Genomic DNA, 14,316 nt, shown 5'->3' with positions numbered 1-14,316 from the left:
AAATTAGAAGCTCTAAATAACATAATTCCTTTGTCAATTAAAACAGTTTATAGAATAAAAATCTTTATAAAATCTAGTGAAAAAAATAAAATCTTATGTATTATAAGTAATTATATCTTTAGCTCATTACATGATAATCTTTAGTATAGTTTTTTTTAAAACCATTTCAGTATTATTAAGTGTAGTAATAGGATTTTTAGCAGGTAAATATTCCAATGTTGAAAGAGATAGTATCTCTTCGTTACTATTCTATTTTATATCGCCTATAGTATTTTTTACTATACCTGCTAGTACAACATTAACACTTTCAGCATTAAGTGTTACGGTTGTAACATTTGTAATCGCAACACTCTTATCACTCTTTTCTTATTATTTTTTTGGTAAATTTTGGCAGGATCATACACGTAATATTATAGCTTTATCTGCAGGTACGGCAAATGGTGGGTATTTTATGTTACCTATAGCTGCAGCACTTTTTGATGATTATACTTTAAGTATTTACATGATGGCTGTTATAGGAGTTAATATTTATGAATGTTCTGTTGGGTTTTATATTTGTATGAGGAGCTTTGCTAATACTACCGATAGTATATTAAAGGTAGTAAAACTACCAATTTTAAATGCTTTCTTCTTGGGATGTTTGTTTAGTTTTTGCGGTTTTACTTTGCCAGATTTCTTATATGATTTTATATATAATATGAAAGGATCTTTTTCAATACTTGGTATGGTTATGGTAGGTCTTGCTCTTTCATCTCTGCAAAAATTTGAAATCGATATAAAATTTACTCTTGCTACTTTTGCTGCTAAATTTTTATTCTATCCTCTGGGGGTAGGGTTATTTATCATATTTGATCATTTTGTAACAAAATGGTATAATAATGATTACTATAATGCCTTAAAGTTACTTTCCACAGCACCGCTTGCTGCAAATACTATAGTTATAGCACATTTACAGAAATTTTATCCTGAGAAAGTTGCTGCTACTGTGTTTTTATCTTTGCTTTTTGTAGTTATATATACGCCGACGATGGTCAGTATTTTTTTAAATGACTTAAATTAATAACATGATGAAAATGATTTTTTAAACTTATTCTAAATTGGTATTAATAGGTTCATATGAAAATTAATTCAATAACAATTGGTCCTTATGTTAATTTCTTACCTCTTCAATATATCCCGAAACATAAAATTTCTTATGTGGAATTCGGTGATCCTAAAAATATAAATATAATAATATGTGCTCACGGCTTAACTAGAAATGCTCATGATTTTGATAAAATAGCTAAAGAATTGAGTAAAAATTATAGAGTAATTTCAATAAATTATCCTGGTCGTAGTGACAGCGAAAATTTTAAAAAGGCTAATCATTATAATTATACTACCTATATTAAAGATACATTATTCTTTTTTAAAAGACTAAATATTAAAAAGCCTATTTGGCTTGGTACTTCAATGGGCGGTATTATAGGTATGATACTGGCCAGTAAATATAAAAATATTTTTAAAGCCTTAATATTAAATGATATAGGGGCATTTATCGATGCTGCTCCTTTAATTAAAATTGGAGGTTATGCTAAAAAAATGATTATCTTAGATGATTTAGCTGGCGCCAAAGAATATCTAAAGCTTATTTATGCGCAATCAGGTATTAAAGACGAAGAAGATTGGGATTATTTAACAAAATATAGTGTTATTTCTACATTTGGTGGAAAATATAAAATGAATTATGATCCTGCCATAACAAAAGGAATACAAAATGCTGGTAACCAAGAAGATGTTAAGTTATGGTCAGTATGGAATAAAATAAAATGTAAAACATTAGTAATTCATGGGATGAAATCTCAAATTTTAACAGAATCTACCGTTAACAAAATGAAAGAAACAAAAACCTTTGATCTTTATGAAATAAAATATGCAGGGCATACACCGTCTTTAATGAACCCTGAAGAAATTCACTATGTTAAATCTTGGTTAGAGAAATTAGAAAACAAAACAGAAAATTAATAGATAAATATAATTATGAAAATTACTGCTAAAGTGCTAATAATAGGTTCAGGTCCCGCAGGTTTAAGTGCCGCTATTTATACGGCTAGAGCTGCTTTAAAACCAATATTGATCAATGGTATGCAGCCTGGTGGGCAACTTACAATTACCACCGATGTTGAAAATTACCCTGGGTTTGCGAAGACAGTGCAAGGACCTTGGCTTATGAATCAGATGTATATGCAGGCTAAAAATGTCGGTACAGAAATTGTTAGTGATTACGTAGAAAAAGTCGATTTATCAAAAAGACCTTTTAAAGTATTTACTGGAGCCGGTAATGAATATGAAGCAGAAAGTGTAATCATTTGTACCGGTGCAGAAGCAAAATGGCTTGGTATAGCTTCAGAGCAAGAATTTCGGGGTTTTGGTGTTTCAGCATGTGCTACTTGTGACGGTTTCTTTTTTAAGAATCAAGAAATAGTTGTAGTAGGGGGAGGGAATAGTGCAGTAGAAGAAGCTTTATATTTAACCAATCATGCTCACAAAGTTACTATAGTGCATAGAAGAGATAGTTTTAGAGCGGAGAAAATATTACAGGATCGATTATTTACAAATCCTAAAATATCGGTAATTTGGGATCATGTAGTAGATGAGATTGTCGGTAATAATAAACCAAAATCCGTTACCGGAATTAAAATTCGAAATGTTCACACTAAAGAGATTAGTTTAGTAAATTGTAGCGGTGTATTTGTAGCTATTGGGCATGCACCAAATACAAGCTTATTTACCGGTCAAATTGCAATGGATTACGATAATTATATCATAACAAAGCCAGGCACGACTAAAACTAGCGTAGAAGGTGTTTTCGCTGCTGGTGATGTTCAGGATAAAATTTATAGACAAGCAGTAACTGCTGCAGGTAGTGGTTGTATGGCAGCTCTTGAGGCTGAAAAGTTTCTAAATAAATAATTAGTTTTCTATATTTCATTCAGTGTTTTTTCAAGTCGTGTAACCAGTCCTTTTCTAGACCTATCCTATAAGATTTTCTAAAAAAAGAAACAATTGTATAAGCATTTATTAATATAGTAGCTGGTTACAGTATTATATTAAAACTGTCAATCCTTACGTCTCTATCAGCTTTAGTACTTACGAAATTTGTCAGTGATGCTGGTTGGCCTGCTGAGTATTTAACGTCATTACAGGTAATTCGGATATATTTAATAATCGCTAAAACTAGAAATAGTAGTCAGTCTTGTACTTCTCCTAACAGAATATTTATAGAAGAATCTATACATAAAAAATTTATAGAAATTCTATAAATTTGCTAAAATAAAAGCCGGTGATATATCCGATAAAATATCGGATATAGGTTCATAATTAATGGAGCAGCTATAGAAAAAATATAAAAGCTTTTAGCAGATGCACAAAATAAAGGAGGTAAATTAATTCGCAGCGGTAAAACTGTTCATAATTTTATTGAACCGACTATTATTACTGATTGTTTAGATAATATGGATATCGTTAAAACGGCAATATTTATTTGGTCCCGTGATTGCGTGCTATAGATTTAAAAATTTAGATGAAGTAATAGAGGGTGTTAATAATACTGAATATGACTTGCAAGGATATGTATATTCAAATAATATATAAACTTACAAGATATAATAAATTATGCTGGTTCCTATAAAAATGAGGTGTTTTCTTTAATAGATAATAAAAATGGATTTATTCTTGGTTATGGGCAATATCTGATTTTCTTGTCGGGTTATTAGATCAGCATAAAGAGTTGTTATCAATTAAATATAAATATGCTTACCCTTTAATTCAACTAATTAAAAGGTTTGAAGAGAAAAATATTATAATACTCCAAAGGCTTAATAATGCTTTAAGTAATATATTATTAATCTTTAAGGATCAGTACAAATCTGAAGAACCAGAATTAATAGAAAATATAACTTATAGTTTAAATACTCTTGATATTCTAGAAATACATGCATATTAATCTTCCAAAAATCTCAATAGTTCTTCCGGTCTACAATAGAGAGAAACTATTGCCTTTTGCTATTGAAAGCTGCCTTAATCAAAGTTTTAAAGATTTTGAGCTTATTATTATTGATGATTGCTCGAAAGATAATAGTGTTGTTGTGGCTAAGAAATATGCAGAGCAAGATTCACGTATTAAAGTAATAGTAAATGATACTAATAAAAAATTGCCAGCGAGTCTTAATATTGCTTTTAAAGATGCTAAGGGGAGGTATTTTACTTGGACTTCCGATGATAATCTTTTTCATAAAAATGCTTTAGAGAAAATGGTTAGGAAACTTGATAATGCGCCTGATATAGGGCTTGTATATACTGATTATACTTTAATCGATGAGCAGGGTAGGATAGGTGCACGACTCTATCAAGAAGCCCCTAAATTTTTACCGATTAGAGATTGTGTAGGTGCATGTTTCTTGTATAGAGCTGATTTAGCAAGGCAAGTAGGTGAATATAATGAAAATATGCAATTAATTGACGATTATGAATATTGGCTTCGTCTTGGGCTTGTTACAAAATTTGCTCATATACCAGAATCTTTATATTTGTATAGAGTTCATGATCAAAGCTTAACAATAGAGCATGCAGTAGAAGCAAAACGGGCAAAAAGAGCTTTAAAAGCATTATTTAAAGATAAGTATAGTATTCCTGCTGAGATTAAGCCTATAAATGATTTATATAATTGGTTTATTGAAGATAGAAATTTAAACTCTTATTTTAGGTTATTTAAAATAATTATTTGTAACCCTATAATTACTCTTTCTTATATTATTAAAAACCTCAAAAGAATTAGGTAATCTTTTTTATTGATATAAGCAAAAATAAGAATATTATTTTAGGACAGTGTCATGCCGTGACTCGATTCACGGCATCCATTCTTTTTAAGTTTTGTTCGTGGATTTCGTGCAGGGTATAAACAGGTATAATGCAAAACCAAGATTTTCTAAATATATTAAATCCACAACAGCAAAAAGCAGTTCTTCACACTGAAGGACCACTTTTATTGCTTGCAGGTGCAGGGACAGGTAAAACAAAGGTACTTACCTCAAGAATAGCTAATATTATTCATCAAAATTTAGCCTCGCCTCAAAATATTTTAGCTGTTACTTTTACTAATAAAGCAGCTAAAGAGATGGCTGAAAGGGTACATAGTTTAATTAATTGCTACGATCTTAATATCGGTACTTTCCACTCAATGGCAGCGAGGATATTACGGGAACATATAGAGCATTTAAATCTTGGATTAAATAATAGATTTACTATTATTAGTCAAGATGATCAATTAAAACTAGTTAAAGATATAATAAAGCTAAAAGATATTGATACTAAAAAATATGCTCCTAAATTAATACATATAATAATTTCTAGATGGAAAGATCAAGGATTATTACCAAGTAAATTATCGGCCTCAGATACTAATCTACCAGTGCAACGAGTAGCAAAACTTGTTTATCAAGAATATCAACAGAATCTTCTGATCTCTAATGCATTGGATTTTGGAGATTTGTTACTTTATAATAATGAGTTGTTTATTCAAAATCGTGATATATTAAAATATTATCAAGATAAATATCAGTATATTTTGATAGATGAGTATCAAGATACAAATATTGTGCAGTATTTATGGGCAAGAATGCTCGCAAGTTTATATAAAAATATCTGTTGTGTAGGAGATGATGATCAGTCTATTTACGGCTGGCGGGGAGCAGAAGTTGGTAATATATTACGTTTTGAAAAAGATTTTTTAGGTGCAACAATTATTAAATTAGAGCAAAATTATAGATCAACTCTACCAATACTTACTGCCGCTTCCAATGTGATCAATAATAATAAAAATCGTCACAGTAAAACATTATGGACAGATAGGGAAAACGGTGAAAAGATAAAAATCATCTCTTGTTGGAGTGATAAAGAAGAGGCAAGATATATAGCCGGCGAAATAGATAGGTTAGTAAGGGCAAACCAATATAATGCAGGTAATATCGCTATATTAGTACGGGCAGGTTTTCAAACTAGAAGTTTTGAGGAAGCTTTTATCAATAGTGCTATGCCTTATAAAATTATAGGGGGCTTACGATTCTATGAACGAATGGAAATTAGAGATGTTCTTGCTTATATCCGTATATCTTTAAATCAAAATGATAATTTAGCACTTGAACGTATTATAAATGTACCCAAAAGGGCAATAGGTGCAACTACTTTGAGTAAAATTAAAGCATATGCTATTGAGCAGAGTATTCCTAATTTTGTAGCTATTAAGGAAATGCTAGAAAAAGATAAAATCAAAGCAAAAGCATATGAAACTCTAAAAGATTTTGTTACTAAAATCGATAATTGGCATAAAAGATTTAATAACGATATCCCGATAAATGTGGCTAAAACAATACTTGATGATTCCGGTTATCTTGAAATGCTTAAGGAGGAGAAAACTGAAGAGGCATTCGGTAGAATCGAGAATATTAATGAAATGCTTAGAGCTATTGCCGAGTTTAATGATATTCATGATTTTATTGAACATGCAAGCTTAGTTATGGAAAATGAGAGTTTAGAAACTCATTACGGCGGTTCCGTAACTATAATGACCCTGCACGCTGCTAAAGGTCTTGAGTTTGACGTAGTGTTTTTACCTGGTTGGGAAGAGGGGGTATTCCCGTCTCAGAAATCCCTAGATGAAGATGGCGAAAAAGGTTTAGAAGAAGAACGTCGTATTGCTTATGTTGGCATTACTAGAGCTAAACAAGACCTATACATTACCCATGCAGAAAGCCGTAAAATATTTTATGAAATAGTCCGCTCTTATCCCTCAAGATTCATAACCGAAATTCCTGACGAAGTTACAATTAGGACCTCTTCTATGAAAAAATATAATTCTTTTTATAAGCTTTAATTAATTTTCATTTATAATGAAGTAATTAAATTAATTTCGCTAGGAGAAGAAAAAAGAAAATATATTTTTAAATGCTAAAAATGAAGCTAAGTTAAAAGGTTTTGCCATAGATTTAAGTGAGGTTCAAGTAGAGCAGATGGATGACCAAAAATGTAATGGCTTGCGCCAAGATGAAGTGATGGATATTAAAAAAGGCTATGTTAGAATTAGCTAACCAAAAGATATCTAAAGAATAATATAGAGATAATAGTATACAACATTAGATAACCTTCAAGAAAATGTTTTATAAACAACATTAAATAATTGATAGAGAATTTCTTACTAAAAAGACTACTCCTATTTACTGTTTAACAAATGCAAAAGAGGCAAAAGCTTTATCATATATTTATAAGCAAGAAATAAAAAAGCCTTAAATAATCACACCATTAGTACTACCAACAATAAGTAAACTATCGTTTAAAAAAATGACAGAGTAAGGTAGCAAAATTGTTAAGGATTTTGCTACCTTACTTGATAGTAGTCATCCTGTACTTGTTACTGTCCTCAAAGCAACAATAGTGATAGAATCGGCAAAAAACGTACCTAGTCATAAAGAAAAGAGCAGAGGATAAGTTCAACAAAAAGTGTAAGGCTTTAAAACATATATCACTTCTAAAGCTCACTCAGAAAAAACAGGGTTTTACACAATTATAGCTTGCAAATTACAAAATTGCGGTATAATATACTTTTTATACTAAATTATTATTAATAATGCAAATATATGGCAGAAGTTGTAATTAATAGAGATGATTCAATTAAAAAAAATGATAAAGTACCTGAGATATCGGCTACAGTAAAAGGAAAAATAGCTGATATAAAAAACGTGGATAGTAGATTAGAGACTTTAAATAAAAATATTGTTACTCTAGACCCTATTCAACAACATTTACAATCTGAAGAATATATTATTAGTACGCTTGAAGTTCTTGCTAGTAGCATTATTAGTGAAGTTGTAGAAAATAAAGATCTACAAAAATTAGTAGATAACCTGCATATTAATTTAGAACAAGATATAAAATTAATACCTAGTGCAGCAGATAAGCTAAAGTTTGATGTTGCGAGGGCTGAGGCAGCACTTAAGGGTTTTGTACTTCCTCTAAATAAAGGAGGGCCTTTTGATGCATTATCATTAATGGGTATAGAAGATAAAGAAGAGGTCTTTGCCAATCCTATAAGAGCAACTAAAGAAGCATTAATAGCTGTAAGTGGCAAAGCTATACCTAAAGAACAATATGCACAAGCTATAAAAGATAAAGCTATAGAAATTTTAAAACAAGATCCTAAAAATTCTTCGGAAAAACTTGAAAAATATGAACAATTTATTATTCAAGGGGATAAAAATCAGAAATTTGATAAAGATAGTAAGCAGTTTATTCCAAGAGTAAATCAATTATCTCCAGTAGAATTTAAGGAATTACAAAAGGCAGCCACTAATACGGTACAGCAGATTAATAATAGATTAGAAAAAAATAATATAATTAGTAAACAATTAGAACAAACTATTATACTTACTAAATCATCCGGCATAAAGAATCCTAAAGTAATAATACAGAAATTAAACAAGTTAGATTCTACTTATCTAGCTGAAAATAGTACTAAAATAGCCACTGAATTAAAGGGTATTCATGATAGAGGTACTTCTTTATGGGAAAAATTTAAACAGATATTTACAGGTAAAAATTATTTGGAAGAAAGATTAGAAAAAGTTGTAGATAAATATATTACTCTAAATGATAAATATGTAGCGAAAACAATTAATGATCAAATCTTTTCAAATGCTTTAACAAATCCTGAAATTGCTGAAGGTTTAGCAAAATTTTTGAATATAAATAAGGCTAAAGTAGCAACTAATCCTGAATTTAAAAATTTAATTCCTACTACGAGTGGGCCTATTGTAGTTCAACCGCAACAAGTTAATAATTTTAATTTAGCAGAATTAAGAAAAATCAATCCAATAGCATTTGATAAAACTATGTTTGAAGATTTAATAAAACTGAGAAGCACTAATATAAAACCACCACATAATACTCCTAATTCTCTTACTAAAAGACAAGGAGTAGTAAGAAGTAAAGGTTAAGTTTTAATATTAGGTGGAACGGTTAAATACTCTTCTTTCCATAGCTCATTATAAAGAATAGGATCGATATTACCTCCTGAGATTAGTACTAGTAACTTTTGAGGTTGGTGTTGCATTTTCAAAAAATTTATTACCGAAACCATATTTATGCTACTTGATGGTTCACATATTACTTTTAGTAAATGAGTAAGCCACGCTGTCCAGTAATATATTTCATGTTCTTCTGCTAAATAAAAATGATCAAGCTTTTTCAGGTATTCAAATGTACGAGCTGATACACTTAAGGTTTTAAGACCGTCTGCTATGGTAGTAGGTGCATTATCAAATCTATATATCTTATTATTTTTAATTGATAAATAAGCATCATTAGCCATGAGAGGTTCTGAACCTATTAATAAGCTTGTCGGTGATATTAATTCCTTAGCAAGATATGATCCGGAAATCAAACCGCCGCCGCCGCAAGAGGCAAAAATAGCATCAGGACTAAAGCCTAGCTGCTTTAATGCTTCATAGCATAATGTGCCGGCACCTGCTATCGTAGCATCACTATTAGAAGGATGCATGTAGTAAAATCCCTGCTCTATATCATCTTTTGCTCTTTCTTCTGCTTCTTGCCGCGTATTTGTATATATAACTTCACCACCGTAATAAAGAGCTGCTTGTTGCTTTACTTTTGAAGTATTTAACGGCAAATAGATTCTTGTTTTAATACTGAATAATTTACTTGCATAAGCAAGACCGATTCCATGGTTACCTGTACTATAACCGACTATTTTATCAGGTAACTTTCCTTGTTCTTTTAATTCTAATAAATGATTTAATACTCCCCTAACTTTAAAGGCTCCGGTTTTTTGTAATGATTCAACTTTAAAAAAAATCTCGTGACCAAACATCTCATTTAAGCTTTCAGAGTGAATGATTGGAGTTAAATGTAGATATTGTTTTATTCTATTATGTGCGACCGCTACCTTTTGAGGAGATTGTAGTAATAAATTCATAAATATAATTAATAAAGATGGCTTGAAATCGTATTTATACTATATTATATAGTTAACAATTAGAAATTTTAAAAGGTTTTAATGGATGAATAAAAAATCCCTACCGCTTATGGTGTTACGAGATATGGTAGTATTCCCCGGGGTAATTGCGCCTATTTTTGTAGGTAGGCAACAATCACTGCAAGCACTCTCTCATACTACTATCTCCAAGGAAGATAATAGTAAATATATCTTAGTAACTTTACAGAAAAAATTTGATCAAGAAAACCCTAATAAACATGAGCTTTATAACACAGGTATACTTGCCAAGATTATCCAAATAGTGAAGCTACCTAATAATACAGCAAAAATCTTAATAGAAGCAGTAGCAAGAGTAAAGTTGAGTAACATTAAAGGTGAAGAAGCTTTTGAAGCGAATTACGAAATTATTCCAGATGAAGAAATATTTGATATTAATAACATGCGTTCATTAGTGGATCATGCAGTACAACTATTTAGTAAATATGCTATTAATGATAAAAAAGTTAATGCAGAAATTATTGAAACTATTAATAAAGAAATAAGTAATAGAACTAATTTTATAAATATAATAAATATATTAGCTGTACATTTGATAACTTCACTTGAGGCAAAGCAGTATTTATTAGAAGAAACTAGTCCTTTTAGGCGTATCACTACAGTGATTAGTACGCTTACTTCCAATATAGTAAATTCAGAGACCGAGCAAGTGTTGCAGCAAAGAGTAAGAAAGCAAATCGAAAAAACACAGCGTGATTATTATCTGCACGAACAGATGAAAGCTATTCAAAAGGAACTTGATGAAGATAAATCAGAACTTGTTGATATCGAGAAAAAAATTAAATGTTTAAAATTATCAAAAGAAGCAAAAGAGAAGGCTGAAGCTGAACTTAAAAAACTCCGTACCATGAACCAAATGTCGGCGGAGTCGGGAGTAACGCGTAACTATCTTGAGACATTACTTAGCCTGCCTTGGGGTAAATATGATTATAGCAAAGTAGATATTAACCAAGCTGAAAAAATTTTAAATCGTGATCATTTTGGCCTTGAAAAAGCTAAAGAACGAATTATAGAATATTTAGCAGTATTACAGCGTTCAAGTAAAATTAGAGGACCTATATTATGTTTAATTGGTCCTCCCGGAGTTGGTAAGACTTCACTTGTAAAATCCATTGCCGAAGGAATGGGTAGAAAATACACTAAATTTGCTCTCGGAGGTGTTAGAGATGAAGCAGAAATCAGAGGGCACAGAAAAACTTACCTTGGATCAATGCCCGGTAAAATTCTAGGTCAACTTAAGAAAGTGAAGACTAGTAACCCTGTAATGCTACTTGATGAAATCGATAAAATGAGTTCTGATTTTAGAGGTGATCCGGCATCTGCTTTGCTTGAGGTATTAGACCCGGAGCAGAACAGTCATTTTGTGGATCATTATCTAGAAGTAGAATATGATCTATCAAATGTAATATTTATTGCTACTGCTAACTCTCATAATTTACCTAGAGCTTTAAGTGATAGAATGGAAAAAATATATATTTCCGGTTATGTAGAGGAAGAAAAGCTTCAAATTGCCAAAAGTTATTTAGTTCCGAAACAATTTAAAATGCATAAAATTAAAAAAGATGAAATTACTATATCTGAGACAGCAATTTTAGATTTAATTAGATATTACACCAAGGAATCAGGCGTAAGAGCTTTAGAGCGTGAAATAGGTGCGTTAACTAGAAAAGCACTAAAGCAAATTTTAGCAAATAAAACAGTTAAGCATATTGCCATAGATAGTAATAATCTTGAAGAATTTTTAGGGGTTAAAAAATATAACTTCGGACTTGCTGAGAAAGAAGATCAAATAGGGAGTACTACAGGACTTGCGTATACTGAAGTAGACGGAGATCTTTTAACTATAGAGGCTTTAGCATTCCCAGGAAAAGGTGAAATCAAGACTACTGGAAAACTTGGTGATGTTATGAAAGAATCGGCAATGGCTGCCTATAGCTGCTTTAGAAGTAGAGCAACAAATTTTGGATTAAAATATGAAAATTATAAAGATTTTGATATTCACATTCACGTACCGGCAGGTGCTATCCCAAAGGATGGTCCTTCTGCCGGTTGTGCTTTGTTTACAACTATTGTTTCGTTAATGACTAAAATACCCGTACACCGCACTGTAGCAATGACAGGCGAAATTACTTTGAGAGGAAATGTCTTGCCTATCGGTGGTCTTAAAGAGAAGTTATTAGCTGCAAGTAGGGGAGGGATTAAAACTGTGTTGATTCCAGAGGAGAATGTCAAAGATTTAAAAGATATACCGCCCAATATAAAAGAACGCCTAGAAATTATATCCGTATCAAATATTGATCAAGTATTGAAGCATGCTTTGGTAGAAATGCCTATAAATGAATAGAGATTTATTATTGTACACATTCCTTGACTCTATTATGTGGATCAGAAAATAGTCAAAATACATATATTAAGTTAATGCAAACTATATAATTCTTTTTCTTTTCAATCAAAAATGCTATTTTCTTACTATTCTGATTTATAGTCAATTGATTTGAACTTTCTCTTATTTATAGTCTTTGTTCCTTTACGCCTATCAGCAAATATGGGGCTTTATAAGCTATTCTTTGTTAATACATTTATAGATTTTAACTGAACTATCCGCTTTTATTGGTGGTTTTTAACATCATCATCTTAGAAAAGATTTGTTAGTTTTTTAATAAAGCTACTGACTAAAAATAATGTATAATGTAAATTTAATTATTATTAATATATGGTAAAATAGTAAAAGAAGAATTAATTTATACTTACTATATACATGGTGGTGGTATAAAGTATAATAATACCTGTTAGCTTCTTATAGATCTAATTTATTTTCAATCATTTTTATTCACTTTAATTTTTCCATAGGTATTATACAGGTCTTTACCGCTCGACAATACTATTCTTTCTTTACTAGCTGCCACAATTTATTTTTTCTGAAAAATGTTCTCCAACATTTCCTGTAATAATACTACTTATATTAGCCTATATTGTTATAACTGTATTCGATAATTCATATTAACATTACTTCTTGATATTTGTCTTGCCATATCATCTCAGTAATTGCTTTGGTTAAGGAAAGCTATACATCGAGAGTTTGGATATGCATGTTAACAACAATATTACCGCTATCGGCTAATTGTATTTTTAAAAGGTGTAATACTTCCTATAGAATTTGGTATAAATAACTTATGCTCACTGTCGTCACTGACAATATAGGATTTATTTGGGTGAACAGTAAAGCCTTGTGCAAAGAATCCACCAAATAAATGTAGAACTACCATGTCTAATGTATGGTTAAAACTCTCTGTAAACATATTATCCCAATGTTAGATACTAACATATATTTAAAGACGAAGTGTGTTTTAGCTTATAGTACACCTAAAAACTATCTAGCTATTCTTATTGATGGTGTTTCTAACTCCCAATAGTCATTGTTTTCACTAGGATTCTTGGTAGTCAAATTTGAATTATTTAAATTCAATTGTAAATGTTATGTACAAAAAAAACTATAGCAGCAAGAATCATATTTATATATTCTCATTAAAGATCGAGCTTTATTAAACACAGTTTATCCAAACGGGATAGGTAGAACGTTAACTGTAGAATTTATTTTTTAGCTAAGAAGAAGTATTAACAATTCATATGCCTAATATACAACTAATTAGTGTTTTATTTTTATACACATGGCCTTGTCAAAATTATACTTATAATTGATAAAAGTCACTTTTAGAATGATTGCGTTCAATCATTCTTAGTGCTCCATTGTATTTAATTGAGTTAAAATTTTTCTCTATAATAAAAATGACTTGTAGTCTTATAAAGTTAATTATTTTACACAACTCATTAATGGGGATAAGGTACAGCATATTTTTAAAGCAAAACATAGATCAAATATTGGATAATTTGGAGCATATGGACTTTTTAGAAAACGGATGAAAATCCTAAAACCCTGGAAGATTGGCGAGAGTGACGGGACTTGAACCCGCGACCTTCTGCGTGACAGGCAGACGCTCTAACCAACTGAGCTACACCCCCTTATTACATAAGAGATAACAACAATACATATAACAATTCTTCCATTTCTGCAAGAGTAAAATTTCTTATTTTATCAAAAAATACATAGAACCTAAACCTCTGAACGACAAATATTATAATTAATAGATATCTCTATAATCCATAATTAATTACTATTAGTAATAAATCATTTTACTTTTTAAATTTTTGTTAAA

Annotated in this window: 9 protein-coding genes, 1 tRNA gene and 1 pseudogene; 9 read left to right on the top strand and 2 right to left on the bottom strand. The window is 30.5% G+C overall.

The features are described 5' to 3' along the window. The first annotated feature begins 130 nt into the window (after nucleotides 1-130). The 8 genes and pseudogenes from AAGW17_RS04605 (at nucleotide 131) to AAGW17_RS04570 (ending at nucleotide 9,026) form a co-directional block, all read left to right on the top strand. A complete protein-coding gene (locus AAGW17_RS04605; protein WP_347938837.1) occupies nucleotides 131-1,060 on the top strand; it encodes an AEC family transporter in 930 nt (309 codons plus the stop codon). Nucleotides 1,061-1,116: 56 nt separating this feature from the next. Then, entirely contained in the window at nucleotides 1,117-2,004 is an 888-nt protein-coding gene (locus AAGW17_RS04600) for an alpha/beta fold hydrolase (RefSeq protein WP_347938836.1), read from the top strand. A 15-nt stretch (nucleotides 2,005-2,019) separates the two neighbouring features. Then, the gene (gene trxB, locus AAGW17_RS04595) at nucleotides 2,020-2,952 is read left to right on the top strand and encodes a thioredoxin-disulfide reductase (RefSeq protein ID WP_347938835.1); all 933 of its coding nucleotides are present in this window, start codon (nucleotides 2,020-2,022) and stop codon (nucleotides 2,950-2,952) included. Nucleotides 2,953-3,065: 113 nt separating this feature from the next. Next, nucleotides 3,066-3,630 (top strand): annotated as a pseudogene (locus tag AAGW17_RS04590) (aldehyde dehydrogenase family protein); the annotation flags it as partial. A 139-nt stretch (nucleotides 3,631-3,769) separates the two neighbouring features. Next, nucleotides 3,770-3,985, top strand: a complete 216-nt coding sequence (locus AAGW17_RS04585; RefSeq protein WP_347938834.1) for a hypothetical protein — start codon at nucleotides 3,770-3,772, stop codon at nucleotides 3,983-3,985. Next, on the top strand, nucleotides 3,975-4,820 hold the full coding sequence (locus AAGW17_RS04580) for a glycosyltransferase (protein ID WP_347938833.1): 846 nt from the start codon (nucleotides 3,975-3,977) through the stop codon (nucleotides 4,818-4,820). The genes AAGW17_RS04585 and AAGW17_RS04580 overlap by 11 nt, the downstream gene beginning before the upstream one ends. 128 nt (nucleotides 4,821-4,948) lie before the next feature. Further along, a complete protein-coding gene (gene pcrA, locus AAGW17_RS04575) occupies nucleotides 4,949-6,910 on the top strand; it encodes a DNA helicase PcrA (RefSeq protein WP_347938832.1) in 1,962 nt (653 codons plus the stop codon). A gap of 760 nt (nucleotides 6,911-7,670) precedes the next feature. Continuing rightward, on the top strand, nucleotides 7,671-9,026 hold the full coding sequence (locus AAGW17_RS04570) for a hypothetical protein (RefSeq protein ID WP_347938831.1): 1,356 nt from the start codon (nucleotides 7,671-7,673) through the stop codon (nucleotides 9,024-9,026). On the opposite strand, the gene AAGW17_RS04565 is transcribed toward AAGW17_RS04570, so the two are convergent. Continuing rightward, complete coding sequence (locus tag AAGW17_RS04565) at nucleotides 9,023-10,024, bottom strand: serine/threonine dehydratase (RefSeq protein ID WP_347938830.1); 1,002 nt, start codon at nucleotides 10,022-10,024, stop codon at nucleotides 9,023-9,025. The genes AAGW17_RS04570 and AAGW17_RS04565 overlap by 4 nt on opposite strands. A gap of 85 nt (nucleotides 10,025-10,109) precedes the next feature. On the opposite strand from AAGW17_RS04565, the gene lon reads away from it, so the two are divergent. Continuing rightward, on the top strand, nucleotides 10,110-12,446 hold the full coding sequence (lon, locus tag AAGW17_RS04560) for an endopeptidase La (protein ID WP_347938829.1): 2,337 nt from the start codon (nucleotides 10,110-10,112) through the stop codon (nucleotides 12,444-12,446). 1,599 nt (nucleotides 12,447-14,045) lie between these two features. Here the strand turns inward: lon and AAGW17_RS04555 are convergent. Beyond that, a tRNA-Asp gene (locus tag AAGW17_RS04555) sits at nucleotides 14,046-14,122 on the bottom strand. Nucleotides 14,123-14,316 lie beyond the last annotated feature (194 nt).

Origin of the sequence: Rickettsia sp. Oklahoma-10 (assembly GCF_039954865.1) — a bacterium.
Lineage (GTDB): Bacteria > Pseudomonadota > Alphaproteobacteria > Rickettsiales > Rickettsiaceae > Rickettsia > Rickettsia oklahomensis.
This window is presented reverse-complemented; position numbering and strand designations above follow the sequence as displayed.

Excerpts from the sequence above, each read along its gene's own strand:
- AAGW17_RS04605 (WP_347938837.1), top strand. The coding sequence starts at position 131 with ATGATAATCTTTAGTATAGTTTTTTTTAAAACCATTTCAGTATTATTA.
- AAGW17_RS04600 (WP_347938836.1), top strand. The coding sequence starts at position 1,117 with ATGAAAATTAATTCAATAACAATTGGTCCTTATGTTAATTTCTTACCT.
- trxB (WP_347938835.1), top strand. The coding sequence starts at position 2,020 with ATGAAAATTACTGCTAAAGTGCTAATAATAGGTTCAGGTCCCGCAGGT.
- AAGW17_RS04580 (WP_347938833.1), top strand. The coding sequence starts at position 3,975 with ATGCATATTAATCTTCCAAAAATCTCAATAGTTCTTCCGGTCTACAAT.
- pcrA (WP_347938832.1), top strand. The coding sequence starts at position 4,949 with ATGCAAAACCAAGATTTTCTAAATATATTAAATCCACAACAGCAAAAA.
- AAGW17_RS04570 (WP_347938831.1), top strand. The coding sequence starts at position 7,671 with ATGGCAGAAGTTGTAATTAATAGAGATGATTCAATTAAAAAAAATGAT.
- AAGW17_RS04565 (WP_347938830.1), bottom strand. The coding sequence starts at position 10,024 with ATGAATTTATTACTACAATCTCCTCAAAAGGTAGCGGTCGCACATAAT.
- lon (WP_347938829.1), top strand. The coding sequence starts at position 10,110 with ATGAATAAAAAATCCCTACCGCTTATGGTGTTACGAGATATGGTAGTA.